Annotated in this window: 12 protein-coding genes and 1 tRNA gene; 5 read left to right on the top strand and 8 right to left on the bottom strand. The window is 61.3% G+C overall.

From position 1 onward, the window contains the following. Positions 1-31 precede the first annotated feature (31 nt). Positions 32-553 (bottom strand): MarR family winged helix-turn-helix transcriptional regulator, encoded by a 522-nt coding sequence (locus NUH86_RS18480; protein ID WP_267252787.1) that lies wholly within the window; start codon positions 551-553, stop codon positions 32-34. A 129-nt stretch (positions 554-682) separates the two neighbouring features. On the opposite strand from NUH86_RS18480, the gene NUH86_RS18475 reads away from it, so the two are divergent. Both NUH86_RS18475 and NUH86_RS18470 read left to right on the top strand, forming a co-directional pair. Continuing rightward, positions 683-757: transfer RNA gene (locus NUH86_RS18475), tRNA-Gln, on the top strand. Between the two features lie 92 nt (positions 758-849). Next, on the top strand, positions 850-2,772 hold the full coding sequence (locus tag NUH86_RS18470; protein WP_267252786.1) for a site-specific integrase: 1,923 nt from the start codon (positions 850-852) through the stop codon (positions 2,770-2,772). Positions 2,773-3,138: 366 nt separating this feature from the next. Here NUH86_RS18470 and NUH86_RS18465 read toward each other — a convergent pair whose 3' ends face one another. The 3 genes from NUH86_RS18465 to NUH86_RS18455 form a co-directional block, all read right to left on the bottom strand. Further along, on the bottom strand, positions 3,139-3,717 hold the full coding sequence (locus tag NUH86_RS18465; protein ID WP_416365393.1) for a response regulator transcription factor: 579 nt from the start codon (positions 3,715-3,717) through the stop codon (positions 3,139-3,141). Next, positions 3,717-5,210, bottom strand: a complete 1,494-nt coding sequence (locus NUH86_RS18460; RefSeq protein ID WP_267252784.1) for a sensor histidine kinase — start codon at positions 5,208-5,210, stop codon at positions 3,717-3,719. The genes NUH86_RS18465 and NUH86_RS18460 overlap by 1 nt, the downstream gene beginning before the upstream one ends. A 394-nt stretch (positions 5,211-5,604) precedes the next feature. Then, positions 5,605-5,805: a hypothetical protein gene (locus NUH86_RS18455; protein ID WP_267252783.1), complete on the bottom strand. Its 201-nt coding sequence runs from the start codon at positions 5,803-5,805 to the stop codon at positions 5,605-5,607. A gap of 309 nt (positions 5,806-6,114) precedes the next feature. Between NUH86_RS18455 and NUH86_RS18450 the strand changes: the two genes are divergently transcribed. Both NUH86_RS18450 and NUH86_RS18445 read left to right on the top strand, forming a co-directional pair. Then, positions 6,115-6,573: a hypothetical protein gene (locus NUH86_RS18450; protein WP_267252782.1), complete on the top strand. Its 459-nt coding sequence runs from the start codon at positions 6,115-6,117 to the stop codon at positions 6,571-6,573. A gap of 101 nt (positions 6,574-6,674) precedes the next feature. Then, the gene (locus NUH86_RS18445; RefSeq protein ID WP_267252781.1) at positions 6,675-12,359 is read left to right on the top strand and encodes an autotransporter outer membrane beta-barrel domain-containing protein; all 5,685 of its coding nucleotides are present in this window, start codon (positions 6,675-6,677) and stop codon (positions 12,357-12,359) included. Positions 12,360-13,188: 829 nt separating this feature from the next. On the opposite strand, the gene NUH86_RS18440 is transcribed toward NUH86_RS18445, so the two are convergent. The 4 genes from NUH86_RS18440 to NUH86_RS18425 form a co-directional block, all read right to left on the bottom strand. Beyond that, entirely contained in the window at positions 13,189-13,707 is a 519-nt protein-coding gene (locus NUH86_RS18440) for a hypothetical protein (protein WP_267252780.1), read from the bottom strand. A 29-nt stretch (positions 13,708-13,736) separates the two neighbouring features. Beyond that, positions 13,737-14,663, bottom strand: coding sequence for a hypothetical protein (locus NUH86_RS18435; protein ID WP_267252779.1), 927 nt, complete (start codon positions 14,661-14,663; stop codon positions 13,737-13,739). Between the two features lie 145 nt (positions 14,664-14,808). Then, entirely contained in the window at positions 14,809-15,360 is a 552-nt protein-coding gene (locus NUH86_RS18430) for a hypothetical protein (RefSeq protein WP_267252778.1), read from the bottom strand. A gap of 47 nt (positions 15,361-15,407) precedes the next feature. After that, positions 15,408-16,058 (bottom strand): hypothetical protein, encoded by a 651-nt coding sequence (locus NUH86_RS18425; RefSeq protein WP_267252777.1) that lies wholly within the window; start codon positions 16,056-16,058, stop codon positions 15,408-15,410. A gap of 921 nt (positions 16,059-16,979) precedes the next feature. Here NUH86_RS18425 and NUH86_RS18420 point away from each other — a divergent pair. Then, positions 16,980-17,468 (top strand): hypothetical protein, encoded by a 489-nt coding sequence (locus NUH86_RS18420; protein ID WP_267252776.1) that lies wholly within the window; start codon positions 16,980-16,982, stop codon positions 17,466-17,468. Positions 17,469-17,518 lie beyond the last annotated feature (50 nt).

Genomic DNA, 17,518 nt, shown 5'->3' with positions numbered 1-17,518 from the left:
CAGAGCGTGAATCACGCAGGCCACCACCGCTTCAGCGGCCGCGCAGGCCGAACACCATGGATCGGTCCTGGTCGGGAATCAGCCCCTCCAGCACGCGCCAGAATCCGGTGACGGACCCCTGCCCCGCCTGGGCATAGGCGGCCGCCATCTTTTCCCGCAGGGCGCGGAACAGTTCCGCCTCCAGCGCCACGCCCGCCTGGCTCAGCCGCAGCAATTTCTGCCGCCGGTCATTGGCGCCCTGGCGGGTTTCGATATAGCCCTGCTCGATAAGGTCATTGAGTACCCGTCCCAGCGATTGCTTGGTGATCGCCAACAGGCGCAGCAGATCCTTGACGGTAAGGTCGGGCTGGCGCGAGATGAAATAGAGCGCGCGGTGATGCGCCCGCCCCAGCCCCTGCGCGGCGAGTCCTTCGTCGATCGACCGGGTCAGCGCGGAATAGCCGAAATAGAGCATCTCTATGCCCCGGCGGATTTCATCCTCACGCAGAAACAGCGGCGAAGCAGGCGCGATCTGGGAGGGTGAGACGGCTGATGGAGAATTGGGAGCGGACATGCCGGGCGGTTCCAGGCTGAAGGAAAGGGACGGGACATATATTGGCGTGTCCGGAAAATAATGACTAGGCTTTCCTTTCACGCAACAGACGTTATATGGCGGTCCGCGCCGGCGATGTCCGGCCAATGCTGGGGCGTCGCCAAGCGGTAAGGCAGCGGCTTTTGATGCCGCCATGCGCAGGTTCGAATCCTGCCGCCCCAGCCAGTTTTCGATCTAAGCCATTGTTTTGTTGAGGTAATCAGGCTTCATCCGCCAGATTGGGCTGGTGGGTGTGACGACTCCCTGTGGAGAGCCCGTTGCCCGCGATTCAGAATGTCGAACGCCGGGGCGCCGTTTATTACTGGCGCCGCACTGTGCGTTTCCTCGATGGTAAGCCTTTCACCGTACGGCTGTCGCTCAGAACGACCAATCAGACCGTCGCGCGCCGCCTGGCCTGCGCGCTGACGGCGAAGAGCGAGACGCTGAAGATGACGCTGACCCACGCCGACCGCACTGCCACGCTGACCGCGGAGCAGAAGGCGGAGATTTTCCGCAGGGCGCTGGAGAATATGCGGGACGAGCTGGACCGCAATCATGTCCAGTTCCAGAGCGATGAGCCCGACAACGCGACCTATCTGATCGAGGGCTATATCGGCATTTGCGAGGCGATGATGAAGGAATTCATCGTCCATGGCATCCCGGCTAACGCGGGGTCGCGGGACCATGTCAATGAACGCTTCGCCGATCTGTCGGATGACCAGCGTCAGGCGGTGGTCGATCTGTTCGAGATGAAGCCCGAGTGGAGCGCGGAAGTGCTGGAGGGCGCAGGCCGCGCGCTGGATCTGTTCAAGGTTGAGCGGACGGACGCGAGTCTGGCCATCGCGCGCAAGGTCATGCTGGAGGGGCGACTGGCCGGGGCCATGGAATTCCGGCGGCGGCTTGCTGACCCGATGAGCATGTGGTCGCAATTCTCGGTGCCGCAGCCCGTCGTTCCTGCCCATGTGCCGGTTGTCGCAACCCCGGTGGCAATCGAAGCAGCTGTTGATGAGCCGTGGGCCTCCATGACGCCGACCCAGGCGGCGGCCCGCTTCATTGCAGAGAACCCCAAGATCCTTGGCGACGCGAAGCGCAAGGCGCGATGGACCGACAAGACGCGCAGCCAGTTCGAGGCCGCCGCGCGACTGCTGGAAAAAAGCTATGGCGCTCAGCCTCTCCGGTTTCTGACCCGCGGGTCCATCGTCGCGCTGAACGATCATTTCAGCCGCCTGCCGACCAGCCACCATAAATCCTCCCGCCATCAGTACATGACGCTGGAGGAAATCTGCGCCGAGGCGGCAGCGGAGATCGCGGCCAAGAAACGATCGCCCGAAACGATCGGCCTGGGCGCCACGACCACCAACCGTCACTTTCTTTTCCTCAAGGAATTGACGACGTGGTTCGCCAAGCAGGTGCCGACTATGGCGGCGATCGATTGGGCCGACTTCATCTACGAGGATCAGCGGGACGCCCGCGAACAGCGCGAGGCCTATACCGAGGAAGAGGGGCGCGCTCTGTTCCGGTTGCCGATCTGGATCGGTTCCCGGTCCGTGGCGCGGCGGCTGGAGATCGGCAGCGAGATTTACCACGATGCAGGCTACTGGGTGCCGTTGATCGCCTGGTACAGCGGCTGCCGTCGTGAAGAAATCTGTCAGCTGACGCTGGCCGACATCGGGCATAGCGAGGGCATCCGGTATTTCACCGTGACCGACGAGAATGGCGGGCGGGTCAAGAATCTGGCATCAAAGCGGGATGTCCCCTTCGCCGAGGAGCTTATCCGGTTGGGTCTTCCGGCCTATGTTGAAGCGCTGCGCGCGGCCGGCGAAACCATGCTGTTTCCAGAGTTGCGGACCGAAGCGAAGAACCGGAATTATGGCGACGTCTACTATAAGAGCTGGTGGATCAAGCTGGCTAAGCGCCTCGAATTTATCGAGGCGGGCCAGGCGCTCCACTCATTCCGCCATACCGTGACGACCGAGTTGAAGCATCAGCAGGTGTTCCTGGAAACACGCGCCGACCTGATCGGTCATGCGATGCCCGGCGAAACGGCGGGGCGATATTCGAAAGTTGCTCGCCTCGTGCGGTTGAAGGAGGCCGTGGACCAGATCCCGAAGGTAACCGATAGGCTTAAACCAGCGACCATTCGCTTGCTTCCAGCTGAAAAGCGTGCACCCCGTCCCGCCCGGCGCTCGCCGAAAGCGTGATTGTTGATGATGCCGGAGTCCTTCGGAATAGCAAAGCGTCCAAGGTTGGAGAGACAAGCGAAGAGATTTAAACGGCGGCCTCGGGGACCTTCGAGACGGTCGGCTTCTGAAGACGCGCTCGAGTATAGCTGCCGCTCGCAGCGCATAGGCTAATGGCAGTAGACGGGCCGCCACCCGTCACTGTCCGCACTGTATGCTCGATTGGCTCTGCTTGGAAGCGGACTCCACAGCGCCGCAACGATTACGGGGCGACGCCATTCTCTGCCGCCAAATCGGACCTACCCTGTTCGCACTGTAACAGAGCTGACAATTCACTATCTTCGGGCTATGGTGATGGCGATCAATTCCCAGATGTCGGACGAGCATTTAGCGGGCCAGGGCGATTAACTGCGCTAGCCCATTTGCTCCGGTTTTAAACATAACAGAGGCGCGGTGGTCTTCGACTGTTCTAGAACTCAGGCTCAGCATCGCCGCAATCACTTTGTTGCTATATCCTTGGGTGAGGAGATCGAAAACCTGCCGCTCGCGCGGTGTCAGGCTGGCGGTGCGGGCCAGTTGCTGGCGTCGCCCGCTGGACCAGCTGACCCCTTCCTCCACGGCCGCGAGCAGGCGCTCCTCATCCAGCGGCTTTTCCAGATAATCGAGGCCCCCATAGCGCCGCACCGAATCCACCGCATTGGCCGTGGTCGGCCAGGCGGTCATGAAGATGATCGCGGAGGACGGATCGATCTCCCTGATCCGGTCGGCGAAGGCGAAGCCGTCCAGATCCCCCATCATCACATCGGTGACGATGCAGTCGGCGGGCGCACCGGCATAGACGTCCAGCAAGGGAGCGGGATCGAGAAAAGGCTGCGCATCGAAGCCGTGACGGCGCAGCAGTCGGGCAACGCTGGCGCCCAGATCGCGGTCGTCATCCACCACGTAAATCTTCGCAGCATCGTTCATCATGCCAATCCTCCGGTCACGGGCAGGGAAATGGTGGCGCGGACATCGCCATACGCAGATATGTCGCGCGAAAGGGTGCCGCCATGGGCCTCGACAATGGCGCGAGCAACCAGCGTGCCCACGCCCATGCCGCCATTGGGAAGCTGGTCGGCGCCCCGACGGTTCGACACGATGATCTGCACCCGGTCGTCCACCCTCATGGCGGCGAGTCCGACCTGCGCATCCCCAGCGCCCTGAATGGCGTTGCGCAATAGGTTGACCACCGCCTGCCCCAGTTCCACCTCCTGCGCGAGCACGACGAGATCGGGGTCGATCGGATCGACCTTCAGCGTCACGCCCTCGCTTTTTGCCTCGGGCGCGGCCAGTGCGGCGACGCTCTCTACCAGGGCCGACACCGGCAGCGGCGTCGGCTCGTCCACCGCGCGACCGCCATATCGGCGCAGGCGCCGCACCAGATTGGACAGGGTCGCCGCCTTGCGATCGATCAGCGCGGCGCTTTCAGCGATTTCCGGGTCGGATATTCCGGTGATGGCGTGGAGGTGCCTGGCTTCAATCGCCAGCGTGGACAGTGGCTGGCTGATCTCATGAATAACGGCGACCGACATGGCTCGCAGGGTCTTCAGCCGTTCTGCCTGAAAAAGCATTCGGTCGCGCCGCTCGATATCGATACGCGCCTGCCGCTGCGCATCGGCAAAGCTGCCGGCGAGATAGCCGACCACCACCACGGTCGCCAATCCCAGATGCAATTGCAGCCGGGCGGCCGTAGTCATGTCCTGCGCCGTCTGCGGCAGCATGAGGAGGGTCGCAATGGCCAGCGCCGCCCAGGCGGCGGTTCGCCCGAAACGCAGGCCGATCCAGGCAACGGCGAAGATGACGGGCATGGGCTGAGCACCCAAGCCGACGCGGCGCAGCGCTTCGGTTATGGCGATGCCGCTGAGCAACAGGATGCTGCTTTCCGCTAGCTCGGGCCAGCGCATTCTGGCGCCGATCCGCATGCCCGGACGGTGGCGGCGCGTCAGCAGCTCAGCCACCCACAGCAAAGGTGGCGCAAGAATCAGCACGCCCAGCAGATCGCCAACAGCGAATGCGGAGAGGGATGTGATGACCTCGTGGGCGCTCTGCACGCGGGTCATGTCGGGACGCAAAAGCGACTCCGGCAAGGCGGACAGAGCCGCCACGTTCGGAGCCGCCACCGCCGCGAGCCCAAATGGCATGGGCGGGATCAGGATCGTGGCACGCGAACCGCTGGCCAGCCAGCGGATCGCCGCGACGGTCGCGCCATAGGCGAAAACCGGCCGGACGATCCCGAACAGGATGATCGGCCAGTCCGGCATTCTGAAAGAAAAAATGCCTTTCGCAACGTCGACCATGATCTCGACGAGGGCGATGAAAGGCGTCAACCAGGCGCCCGCATACCATAGCAGCGCGAGCCGCAGCCCGGCCGCCGGATACCAGACAGAATAGAAACCGGCCCCGCCCCAGGCCGCGGCCATCCAATGCGCGATCGCAAATCCTGCTGCATAGGCAGCCAGCAACGCCAGCTGAAGTTGATCAGGTATCCACCGTCGACGACGATTCCGCAGGCGCAGCATGGGAGGGGGTACACAGGTCATTACCGCCATCTGGCAGCGCTTGCCGCCTGATAAAAGCCGGAAAAAACCCGGAACCTCCTGTGCAGGCGCCGTTAACTCCGTGAGGAGGCGCAAGAATATCGACCAGACGCCCACATCAGCCTCAGCCGCGATATGGGCTGATCCCCCTTGTCGTCATGCCCGCCCTGAAGCCCACAAGAGCCGGATGCTCATGATTCACCCGAAATGGCCCAAAGGCGCCCGGGGGGCGATGTCGGGCAGGCCCGTCGCAATTTCCGGGGTAGGAACTCTAATATCAGGGAATTTTCCGGATAGCGTCGACATCGATCTCCTCAGACTGAGGAGCGGCTTGAAATGCCACGGTCCGTCGGGTTGCCGAACGCATTTGCCAGATACCGTGTCGATCGATCCAGCCATTGATCATCACCGTCAGGAAGGCGATATCTTCCCGACGAATTTGTCCGTAGAATATGGATGAGATCATAACGATTTCCATCCTGTGCAACCTTGAACTTATAAAAATCCGCCATTTTGGATCATATCTTGCGGATTTGATGACTTTCTTCTTAAAAATTACAGATTTTCGTTCGTCTATTACTATACAGTAATAAAATTGGATAATTCAGGAAAAATGCAAGACAGGTAGGTCGCCGTTGCTCAGAAATATCCGCTTTACTCTTTTGTCATGCGGATCATCTTTCAAATAGATAACGCCACTATTTTCGAGCTTTCTCACGAGAATATAGAAACCTCGATATGACAAATCGAGAAATGTCATCGCCTCCTTGATGGAAAGCGACCTTTTTTGCTTGAGAATCAAAATGATTTTTGCCTCTGGCTTCATCAGATTGAAGCCAAAATTCTTCTTGAAGCATTGTTCCATCTGAAGAATTTCGCTGATTTTCAAACCATCACGCACAGACAATCCCCAGGACTTGTCACCAACAAACTAATTTTTGGTGCGACCCAAGGATGCAAAACCGATGTGGGGGCGCGTAACGCCCGTCAATCAACACCGATCAACCCCGGGTTTCTACTGACCCACAAACTGACCGAGATCAACCATGAAATATATATAAAAAGTATACATTTAAATGCTCGGTTTGTGACAAACATCTGGATAGACGAGGCATCATTCGGAGATTTCCTTAACGCAATCCAGATAAGGAATTCGTTCTCCGATGCTCAGAAACGAGCGAATTATGGCAAAAGAAATGATTGGATGGGGCCGATCGTCTGTCAAATACCTACCAAATTAGCGTGAAGTAATTTCTGAGAACAGGTTTCTGTCGCCATCTGTGAACTTCGGTTCACGGAACGGCGACCTGCAACCTCCAAAAAGCGACCCATAAGAAAGGTTCAAGAATGAAGAAAAGGATCAATTTGCAGAGAGCGCTATTGCTCTCTACAGCCTTGTCAGCGGGCTTCTCCGCGACAGCGCACGCCGGTGATGTCACCGTATCGACCGCGCAGACGGCAGCCGATGTCCAGACGGCCATCAACACTGCGATCGCAGTTCCCGATTCTGATCTGAACCTGACCGTCGCTGCGACGGGCTCGATCACCGGCGGCTCCATCGGCCTCACCCCCAGCGCGGGCCAGGGCGACGGTGCGATCTCCTTCGTGAACAATGGCGCGCTTGGCGCGGTCGACACCGCTGGCGCGGTGACGGACACCGCTGGTGCGACCTTCTACGGCGTGGGCAATGCGGCTGCGGCAAACACCTTCAGCGCCACCAATGGCGGTCTGGTTTCCGGTGGCCTGAACGCATTCGGCTTCGGCGGCAATGTCGGCATCACCAATTCGGGCACCGTGTATAACGGCGTAGCTGCCTCGAGCTATGGCGACGTGTCGGTGGCAAGCACGGCGGCCGGCCTGGTCCGTTCGGGCGACGTGTCTGCGGACAGCATCACCACAGCGACCTCGGCCACGGTCGGCGGCATCACCACCACGGATTATGCCAGCGGCACGGCTACGGTCGACCAGCAGGGCGACGTTGCCAACCAGACCGACACGGCGCGCGGCGATGTGACGGCAGAGGCGCTGAACGGCGCATCGGTGACCGTCGGCGGCAAGGCGGACGAAGCGGCTGCCTATGCAGGCGGCACCGTGCAGACGGTATCGGGCACCAGCTCCGCCACCGCAGGCACCGTGGTCACGACCACCTCGCGTTCGGACAACATTCTCGGCGGTGGCGCCGCATCGGTTGCGATCACGCAGACGGGTGATGTGAACTCGGCCTATGCGTCGAGCGTGGGCGGAGCCTCCGTTTCGGTCGACGGTTCTGTCGATGGCAGCGCACAGGCTTATGCGGACGGCTATTCGAGCACGAACACCTCCGTTTCGGTCGACGATGGCGCAACGCCCGTCAGCGACAGCTATCACTATACCCAGACCGCCGCGGGCAAGACCGCATCGGTTACGGTCGGTCAGTCTGGCGAAGTCGCTGGCGATGCGATTGCCTCCGGCAATGGCGGTGCGACCGGTACCATCAACGGTGCAGTCGACGGCGATGTCGAACTGACGTCGCAAGCGACCAATTACGATTATCAGAGCAACAGCGATTATGCGGCCGGCACGAGCGGCTATAGCTATGATTATAGCGCAGCTGGCGGCGCGGCGACCGGCTCGGTCGGTGCGACCGGATCGATCGGCGGCGACCTGATCGCCAGCGCCGATGGCGGCGTGACGCTGTCGAACGCCGGCACGATCGAGGGCGATGTCATCGCCAACTCGAACCGTTCGCTGCCGACGAACTACAGCGAAACCTACAGCTCGTCCTCGTCGAGCAGCCCGACGCTGGTCGAAAGCAGCAACCAGGAAATCGACGAATATCATTACAAGCAGGCAGGCGGCGCAGCGAGCTTCGCCAATGCGGCGACCGGTCAGGTGCAGGGCGATGTGTCCATCAACGCTCTGGGCGATGTCACCGTCGACAACAAGGGCGCCGTGTTCGGCAGCACCGATGCGCGCAGCACCGGTTCGGACAGCGACTATAAATATACCTACAACAACAGCAGCTCGACCGCCATCGCCACGCCGCCGGCGCTGAACGTCACGACCTCGACCAACGAAACCGTCTACGATTACGCCGAAACGGCAACGGGCGGTAACGTTACCGGCACTTATTCCGGCTCTAACGGCACGCTGAACTTCGTTTCGGGTGATGGTTCGATCACGCAGGAAGCTGACAAGGCCAGCAAGGCGACTGTCACCGGCACCGTCTATGGCAGCCTGAATTCTTATGCGGGTTCGTCCAATTCCACCGAGCTTGACCAAGACAAGACGGTCACGGTTCTCGACACGGCCGGCGACGGTACGCGGACGATCACCAGCAGCGACGACGAAACCACCACGACCAACGCTGGCGGCGACAGCACCGTCACTGTAAGCGGCAAGCTGGTCGAAGGCAGCGTCGGCGGCACGCCATCGCTCTACTCGAGCGCGACCGGCAACAGCGCCGTCACCATTTCCGGCAGCGTTGCCGGCGATGTGGAGTCCAACGCCTCGGCAACCGACTACCACTATCAGAGCAGCTATGCTTCTTCTGAAACGGTCACGGGCGGCGTCTATCGCACGGACAGCATCGTCCAGAGCAGCTCGAACGAGCAGATGGCTGTTGGCGGTTCGGCCAGCGTCGACCTGACCGGTTCGGGCAAGGCTGCCATCAATGGCGGTGACGTTGAGGCCTATGGCCGCACCGGCGCTTCTGTCACGGTGGCCAAGGACGCCAGCGTCGGCGGCACCAACAATTTCGCCAGCGTCTATGCCAGCGCCAGCGGCACCGACTATCTGTCGACTTCGGAAAGCACGTTCACGCGCGATCCGGCGGCGCAAACCGGCACCACCACTTCGACCAGCGGCTACAGCTATACCGTCAGCGATGGCGTGGGCGACGCCACCGTCGCCATTGCCGGAACAGTCAGCGGCGACGCCGAAGCTTCGTCGAGCCGCGGCAATGCCACCACCACCGTTACCGGCACCGTCGGCGACGATGCGCGGGCCTATGCCTCCGGCAACAACTATGCCACCAGCACGACGACCGACTATGCCGGTGAGATTGCAGACAGCAGCACCAGTCCCGCTATCGTCAAGCAGGTCTATACCGAAAGCTCGACGCAGGTCGGCGGCACCGCGTCGGTGGTCGTCAACACCGATGCGGCACTCAAGAACCTTGGCGCTCTTGGCGTTGCGGACGATGTCGATGCGGAAGGCGTGACGGCGGCTTCGGTCACCATCGCGGCCGGTTCAAAGGTCGGCGGCGATCTGTCGGCTGAATCGAACTACACCAACTACAGCTACACGCAGACCCGCCTCTACAATGACAGCGGCGTCCAGACCGACGAAACCATCGTCGGCAGCTCCACTCTGGCAGGCGGCGACGCCTCGATCAGCGTGGGTGCCAAGAGCGAAGTCGGTGGCGAAGCCTATGCCAGCGGCAACAAGTCGGCATCGGTCAGCAACGCTGGCGCGATCGAGGGCAGCGTTTACGCCCTGTCGCTCAATTCCGTCGGCAGCGGCAGCCTGACCTCGACCAACCTCGACAATGCAGCGCTGCGTCAGGATGTTTCGGTCCAGACGCTGACTGGCGTCGGCGGCACGGCTTCGGTCACCAACGCATCGGGCGCGACCATCGGCGGCGACGTCACCATCGCGGCCGGCACCGGCACCGTCACCAACAGCGGCGGTATCGCGGGCAGCATCTATGCCGGTGATGAGGTCGCCAACTACACGACGACTCAGACCGACACCGTCACCGACACGGTCCAGACCGTGACGCCGGCGGCGGCACTGACGGCGCAGAACTACACCATCAACCAGAACAACTTCCTGGGCGGTGGCGTCTATGTGAGTGGCGCGACGGTCAGCGATCCGTTCGGCCGGGCCGATGAGCCCGACGTCAAGACCAGCAACGTCTCGGCGACGGTCAACCTCAACAATGGTTCCGTCACGCTGGGCAGCATTGTTGCGCAGCAGGACGAAGACGGCAACCGCCTGACCAACACCACGCTTAACCTCAACGGTTCGGGCTATCTGGGTGCGGACAAGCTGAACCTGAAGACCCCGACCTCGGCCGTTTACTCGCCCGAAGCGGTGCTGTCGAAGGAAGCGCAGGATCTGGGCTTTGGCACCGGTTCGACCGGTTCGGTCCGTATCCTCGGCGTCGAAGCTGTGAACAAGGCCGATGCGGGCACCTTCGTGCTCGACCTCGCGCCCTATATCGCTCCGGATGCTCCGGGTCTCCAGCCGGGTTGGAGCGCGGATGTCGGCGCGATTAACGTCAAGGCGGGTGAAATCCAGCTCACCGGCCCGGCCTATGATCCGACCGATGCGGATGGCGATTTCATCGGCATCAAGGGCAACATCAATGTCGACGGCGGCACGCTGGTCGTCGGTCGCCGCACCCTGATCGGTGCGGACACGATCGGCAACAGCCTGACCACCGAGGGCACGGAGACGATCACGGGCGTCAAGGTCGCACTGACCGGCGACTATACCCAGACCGCCACCGGCACCACGGTCGTCGGCGTCAGCCCGTCGCTGGTCCGCGCCGGCGCGGTTTCGGTGGGCACCAGCAATGGTGGCACCGAAGTGCTCGGCCCGATCCAGGCCGGTGCAAATGTGCCCTACTTCACCACCGCGGCCAACGGCTCCTCGGTCCAGTCCAGTCCGTCGCGCATCGACGTGACCGGCAAGTTGAACCTGGCCGGCAAGCTGGTGGTCGACGTGACGCGGGATGCGATCTACTCGAATGGCGACGGCTACACGCTGTTCTCCTACACCGATGCGGCCAGCGCAGTCAGCGCCACCGTGTCGCAGTCGATCAGCTCGCCCTTCGTCAGCTTCGAGCTGAAGAACGACACGGCTGCCAAGACCGTCAGCATCGCGGCCAAGCGCACCAGCTACGCCTCGGCGGCAACCAACCCCAATGCCGCTTCGGCTGCGGGCGCCCTCGACGCGCTGATCCCGGTCATCACCACGAAGATCGCGCAGGACGCCAATGGCGGCGCGGTGTTCACCTCGGTGAACGAAATGGGTCTGGTGCAGGATGCGGCGAACATCATCTCGGGTCTCGACTGGCGTCTGACGCTGACCGGCGCGCAGCAGGTGTTCAACGAACTGTCCTCGGCCGAAATCTACGGCTCGCTGGCAGCGATCGAACAGAACTCGGCCCTGACCGAGAGCTTCGAGAGCGCAGCGGTCGTGGGTGCCACCGGCAAGTCCGGTTTCGGCTTCTGGATCAACCCGGTCGGTCGTTTCGCCCGTTATGGCGGCACCTCCTCGGGCGCGTCTAAGATCCGCGACAACAGCTATGGCGGGGCCTTCGGCTTCAACCTGGGCTACTCGGATGAAGGCACGCTGGGCATCGGTTTCGCCTATGCCGAGCATGACATCGCCGCTCGCGGTACGCCGGAATCGGCCAAGGCACGGACCTACTCGCTGGGTCTGGACTGGAAGCACAGCTTCGGTCCGCTCCATGCCGGTGCACAGTTCGTCTATGGCTTCTCCGACTTCGACGTGACGCGTGAGCTGACCCTACTTGACCGCACGATGAACGCGTCCTTCAAGGGCCGCGAGTGGAACGCCAATGCCGAACTCGGCTATGACGTGACCGAAGGCAGCAACGCCTCCGTCATGCCCTATGCCAAGGTGGCGCTGCGTCACTGGTCGCTGGGTGGCTTCACCGAGGAAGGCGGCGCCGGTATCGGCGTCAGCTCAGGCCGCGACTCCAAGACGGTGTTCGTGCCTGAAGTCGGTGTCCGTCTCGCCACCACGCTGGCGGCGACGGAAGCGATGGCCATCCGTCCGTTCGGTAAGCTCAGCTACACCTTCCAGGGTGACATCGGCTCCAGCCGTGCCTTCACCTATGCTGCGGGTGGCACGCCCTTCATTCTGAAGGGGGTTGATCCCAAGGGCTACGGGTCACTCGACGCGGGCATCAATGCGCTCTTCCATGATCGCATCGGACTGTTCGTTCAGGGCGGTGTGAACTTCGGCGGGTCGCAAAAGGGTGCCGAAGCCCGCGGAGGCATCAACGTCCGGTTCTGACACTTAAGCCCTGTCAGAACAGACGTCCAACTTGGGGAAGGGTCGGTAGACTCTTCCCCCTTTTTGCCTCTAATCAGAAAAGGGACAGGTCGGCGCATCGTGCGTAAGCTGCCAAAGGCGGACTGTAGTGAGATCAAGGCGCTAGCTACGTTAGCCAAAACGAGGTCCGAAATAATGGCCCTTGCTGAACACCGGGAAAAACCCGGATGGAGAAAACGAGTGTCGTCGCTCATGACCCGAAGCGCGACCCAAGGAAGCTTTAAAGGTTTCCTGACCTTGACCCGGCCAGTTTCTGGTCGGGTCATTTGTCTGCGGCATTTGGCGATTATCGGGAGTTTCCATCTAAACCGGACGGTCATGGCGGTGTCCGTGAATACTCAACTTAGTCGTGAGCGATGCTGTGCGAACGGCAGCTATTCCATATACCGGCCCCGAAACTGACATTTGCCTATTGGCCCATCCCGGACACCCAAGATCGAAAGCCGCCCTTCCGCACCTGGCAATCAAAAATTGGGCGCTGAACGGCCGGGACGGGTCGCGAGCTGAAAATTTCATTAACCAAGCCCCCTCCTTTTCCATGCTGGCAGCATGATGAGGTCAACAGGAGAAAGGAAAAAAAGAAAGAAACAGGACGCGCAGGTCCTGTGTCCCGAATGCATCGTTCGGAAAAAAAGCGCAAATCCGCCTTGTGCTTTAACGGTTCGGTAAGAGCCGAACCCTACTCGCTTTAGCGAAGCCCTTCTTTTTTTCCTTTCTCCCTTGTTCTTCAATTGCTGCTGGTTGAAGCAGGGAGGTGCGCCGGCGCAAAGCCGACGCACATGAGCCCGGCTTACGCTGCCAGCTGGATTTCTTCTGGCAGGTTGAGCTCAACCCCGGACAGGACCCGGGCGGAGACGATGCTGTGGATGCGATCGTCGGCGCGTCCAAATCCTTCGATGTGCGTTTTGCGGCTTCTGAAGGGCAGTTGCCGATCATGCTGCAGGATGAGGTCGGAGCCGACCCGGTAGGCGCCTAAGCCCTTGGTGCCTGGAATAAGTGAGGCGCGGCCGCCGTTCTTCGGCAGCCAGAGCCCGCAACCTTCGAAGATGGTCAACTTGTGCTGATGTACAAGGATAAGGGCCACATGGTCGATGGCCATGCGTTTGATGTCGAACGCGAGATACATGCACGGCCGATCGACGACGTGCTGCAGGGCGAAGCTGAGTAGGTCGGATGTGCTTTTCGGCGCGCCGAAGGAGATGGCGACAGTCCGGTCCAGATCCATTTCGCGGCCGGGCTCGCCGGTCAGGAGTTGGGCGGTCGCGGCCATGTAGTGGGCGGCAAGCTGCTGTGCGGTCAGTTCGATCATGTCATCTGTCCTCATCAAGAGAATAATGGTTAACCACGCGGCCTGCCGCCTGATCTTCCTTTTTTTCCGCCCCTTTCAAGGCGGCATTTCTCTTCATTCCCGATGGTTGGTGCGAGCGCGCCGATGCGCGCGGTTTCGGCCGCGAAGGCGGTGCGCAGGGTGTCGTCGCGGTAGGCGAGCCAGTCCCGATGATAGGGACGGTGCGTGCAGTTTTCGGCGATGAAGTTTGTGAGCCGCATTTTCGCTTCGAGCGCCGAGGCGCCTTCGCCCGCCATGTCGCGCCAGAGCATGAGGATCATGCACGTGGTTAACGTGTCGCCCTCCGCCACCGCGCGGACAGACGACCATTTACCATGTTCCATCAGCCGCGACACCAGGTCGGCGCGGCAGACCGTCTTGACCGGAATGGACAGCCGCGCGGCCACTTCGGCGAGATGGACGGATCCGGCTCCGGCGCACACTTCGCTCATCAGGTCGCGATGGCCGGATTCGTGCCGTCGCCATGGCGAGAGCAGGCCCTTGAGGGCGTCAGGCACGCGCAGGCCTGACGTCATGGCAGACATCAGCATGCGCGGCAGATCGACATGGAAACCGCCCCAGGTGACGAGTTCAACCGCGCCAAGCTGCTGCATGTCGTTAAAGAATTCCGTTAAGATCGCGGCCTCATCCTGCTCCGGCAGGCCTCGGCTTTCGAGGCGAAGGGGACGCAGGCCATCGCCCGCATCGGACAGGACCAGCCAGGAGAGGGTGACGAGGCGGAGGAACGGCCATCGCGGTGTCACGCGGGGATCGTTCGATGCGTCTGCGGGTTTGGCTGTGGGCCGATCGTCTGGCGCGAACCGTTCGGTCGCCTGGTAGCGCGCATGGGCGGCGGTATCATAGGTAAATTCGCCATCCAGGACGACGATGAACCGGGGCGCGGCGGCCTTGAAGACACGGGCGGGATCGATATGCATGGGATATTCTCCAAAAGATGGGGTGCGCTGACAGGAGGCCGAAGCTGATCGGCAGCGGCTGAAGCTCAGCCATCGGTGCGCGAAACGATGAGGCTGGAAGACTCCCGGCATGGTCCCGGGGGCAGTGAAAATCGTCAGTCGACGATCAATCGTGGTCAGAAGTCGGCGCGGTCGCCCGCCATGCCTCCAGCGCGCGCACTGCCCGCGCTGCGATAGGATCCACATCGAAGTCGGCAAACTGCCTCGCCCAGGCCAGCCAGCCAGCGATCGCTTCCTGTTTCAGTTGCGGGATCGCGATCTCGGCATCCGGCAACAGCGACAAGGGCACCGTCGAGTGGCAGTCCGCGACCTGAACGCCAGCATCGCAGATGCAGGGTACCGGTAGCGCGCGGGCCTGACGCCGTGCCGCTGGCCACCATTTGTCCCAGGTGACGATTGCGCCATCGTCCGGCACCCGATCATTCAGCCAGTCCAGCAGATCAGTGACGATGTCTCCTGGCTGAAGGTAAGTTGCATGGGCTTCGATGCTGAAACCGCCGTCGATGTCCGGCTGGACCGAGAGCAGGCCGATTCCAGCTAATATCCGGCAATCCGGGCGGTGGCGCATGCCGTGACAGCAGCCTGCGGTGCGCAAGCTGATGGCTATGCTATGGGGCGCAAAGCCCCGATGCGTGATCGAGAGATCGATCAATTCCATGAAAATATCCTTTTGATTAGGTTGTGCCCGCAGGCGCGGCGGGCGGGTCAGCCAGCGATGGGAGTGAGATTGCGCTCATGCGCGCGGGTGGAGGCGCGATCGGTGTCGCGCAGCCATTGGACCAGATGGCGGTGGAGGATCGTCGCCAGCTCCCGGCCAAGACCGCTCTTGCGTTCCATCGCGGCGACGGTCATCCGCCATGTCGCTATAGCGTCGATCTCGGCATCCACCGCAATCTGGTCGATGTCGCCCTTGATCCAGGCGACGGAGCGCTCAGCCGGATCGGTCGATGCGCAGGCAATTTGGGCCTGAGCGCAGGCCTTATGAAGGGAGATGAAGCGCCTTCGATCTTCGACCTGGAGGCGAATGATGGGCTGGTTACCTCCACCGGCCAGGCTGCGGAATCCCGAAGAATAGACGACGTCCGGCAGTTGGCTGAGCAATTCGACGACGCGGCCCGGCCCGTACATTGACAGGGTAGCCTGATCGTCGCTGAGGCGATCATCGATCCACGCTAGCAGCTCCTGCGGAGGTTGATTGGGTCGCAGGATGAAGGAGGACAGGTCGAAGCTGACCTGTCCGGCGACGACTGTCACGGTCAGCGCGGCAGCGCCGACCGCAATGTCGCCACTGGCGGTCGGATGACCGGCATTGATGGTGACGGGAGTAAATGCGGTGATGGTATGGGAGGGGAGCATGGTGGTCTCCGATGGGCGCACGATCGCACACCGCCTTGGGACGGTGGGGTGATCATGTGCAGGCTTGAATTACCGGCTGAACCGGTCAGCGAATGAAGGCCGGTCCGAAGCGCAGGCTTGCGCCCACTTTATTTTCCTTCTTCCCGGACCTTCATCCTTCCGCCCATCTGCGGCTTCCCGCCTTCGGCGTCTTTTCCATGCTGCAGACATGGCAATATCTAACAGCATGTACTGTCATTCGCCCATGCCGATGGCCAGTCGGTCCCCTGCAGTCTGCGATTTCCGGTCGTTCCCTGGGCGGCTGGGTAAGACCGATCCGATAAGGTGACGGCGGACGATACTGTTGCTCGTCGATCGGTGATCTGCGCTCGATCGTCAGCATTGTGGCCGACCGGCTGTCATGGCGCGATCATTCCGTCGTCAAAGGATCGAGACGGCTGGTTTTGGTGCGCTCGAAGATAATTTGCATGGTGTCGATTGTTGCTTGCCAAAATCGGATAATAATCCTAGCCGCGCCCAAAAATGAGAAAAGCGTTGCAGGATAACAACAGTCGCCCTGTTCTTCAGAAATTTAGTTGGCGAAATACGCAAACGATCCAATAACCTACCATCTTTGCTTCCGCAGAGATGGTTCGGTCCCATCATAATGCCGAACCCCGTTCATCAACTGTACGTACATATGAATATGTGCGTAGGGATACGGGAGTTATACAGTGTCCAAGAAGCGTGGCATTCAATTTGAAGTTGTGTCGGCCATTGCCGACGGTCTGGTCAGCCAAGGTTTCAAACCTGACGATATTTCTGCTGGCGCCATCCGGGAAGAAACCGGCACTGGGAGCCTGTCCACCATCATCGCCCATCAATCGGTGGCGCAGCCAGTCCCGCCCGGCCGTGGCGGGACCAGAACTCACGGCAGACAGCATGGCGTCTGTCACCGCCGCTGTGACTGCTCTGATCCATAAAGTGTCGGATCGCATCCACGAAGAGGAGCGCAAGCGTGGCGCGGCGGCGGCCGTTGAAGCGGAACGTATCCGCGCGGAACTCGACGAAGCGCTCTCGCTCAACGAAGAGATCGAGACTGAGCGCGAAGCCGCAGTCGCGCAGGCGGAGGCACTGCGCGGAGAGGTGGAAGAGATTCGCCTGCGCGAGGCGCGGCTTCAAGGGAAACTGGAGGCGCTTGAAAGCGCCTTTGCGCAGATCGATCGGATCCAGGCCGCACCCATGCGCGAAATGGCAGCAGCGGAAGCCGGACGCGACGCCGGTGAAACGCTGGCCAATGCAGGCGAAAGTGGCGCAGCTAAGGCACGCGGAGCGCCCGGCCAGGAACTGGCCGATGCGCTGGCGGCGGTGACATCGCAACCGCGGTTGTTCGATGGAGAGCAACCGGAGGCGCCGGTTCTGCCGTCGTAATGACTGGCGGAAGGGTGCGTCGCATTCATGCCACGCACCTTTTCCTTCCG

It is taken from the genome of Sphingobium sp. JS3065 (assembly GCF_026427355.1).
Classification (GTDB): domain Bacteria; phylum Pseudomonadota; class Alphaproteobacteria; order Sphingomonadales; family Sphingomonadaceae; genus Sphingobium.
This window is presented reverse-complemented; position numbering and strand designations above follow the sequence as displayed.

Coding starts and splice junctions, on each gene's coding strand:
- NUH86_RS18480 (WP_267252787.1), bottom strand. CDS start 553: ATGTCCGCTCCCAATTCTCCATCAGCCGTCTCACCCTCCCAGATCGCG.
- NUH86_RS18465 (WP_416365393.1), bottom strand. CDS start 3,717: ATGAACGATGCTGCGAAGATTTACGTGGTGGATGACGACCGCGATCTG.
- NUH86_RS18460 (WP_267252784.1), bottom strand. CDS start 5,210: ATGGCCGCGGCCTGGGGCGGGGCCGGTTTCTATTCTGTCTGGTATCCG.
- NUH86_RS18455 (WP_267252783.1), bottom strand. CDS start 5,805: ATGGAAATCGTTATGATCTCATCCATATTCTACGGACAAATTCGTCGG.
- NUH86_RS18445 (WP_267252781.1), top strand. CDS start 6,675: ATGAAGAAAAGGATCAATTTGCAGAGAGCGCTATTGCTCTCTACAGCC.
- NUH86_RS18440 (WP_267252780.1), bottom strand. CDS start 13,707: ATGATCGAACTGACCGCACAGCAGCTTGCCGCCCACTACATGGCCGCG.
- NUH86_RS18435 (WP_267252779.1), bottom strand. CDS start 14,663: ATGCATATCGATCCCGCCCGTGTCTTCAAGGCCGCCGCGCCCCGGTTC.
- NUH86_RS18430 (WP_267252778.1), bottom strand. CDS start 15,360: ATGGAATTGATCGATCTCTCGATCACGCATCGGGGCTTTGCGCCCCAT.
- NUH86_RS18425 (WP_267252777.1), bottom strand. CDS start 16,058: ATGCTCCCCTCCCATACCATCACCGCATTTACTCCCGTCACCATCAAT.
- NUH86_RS18420 (WP_267252776.1), top strand. CDS start 16,980: ATGGCGTCTGTCACCGCCGCTGTGACTGCTCTGATCCATAAAGTGTCG.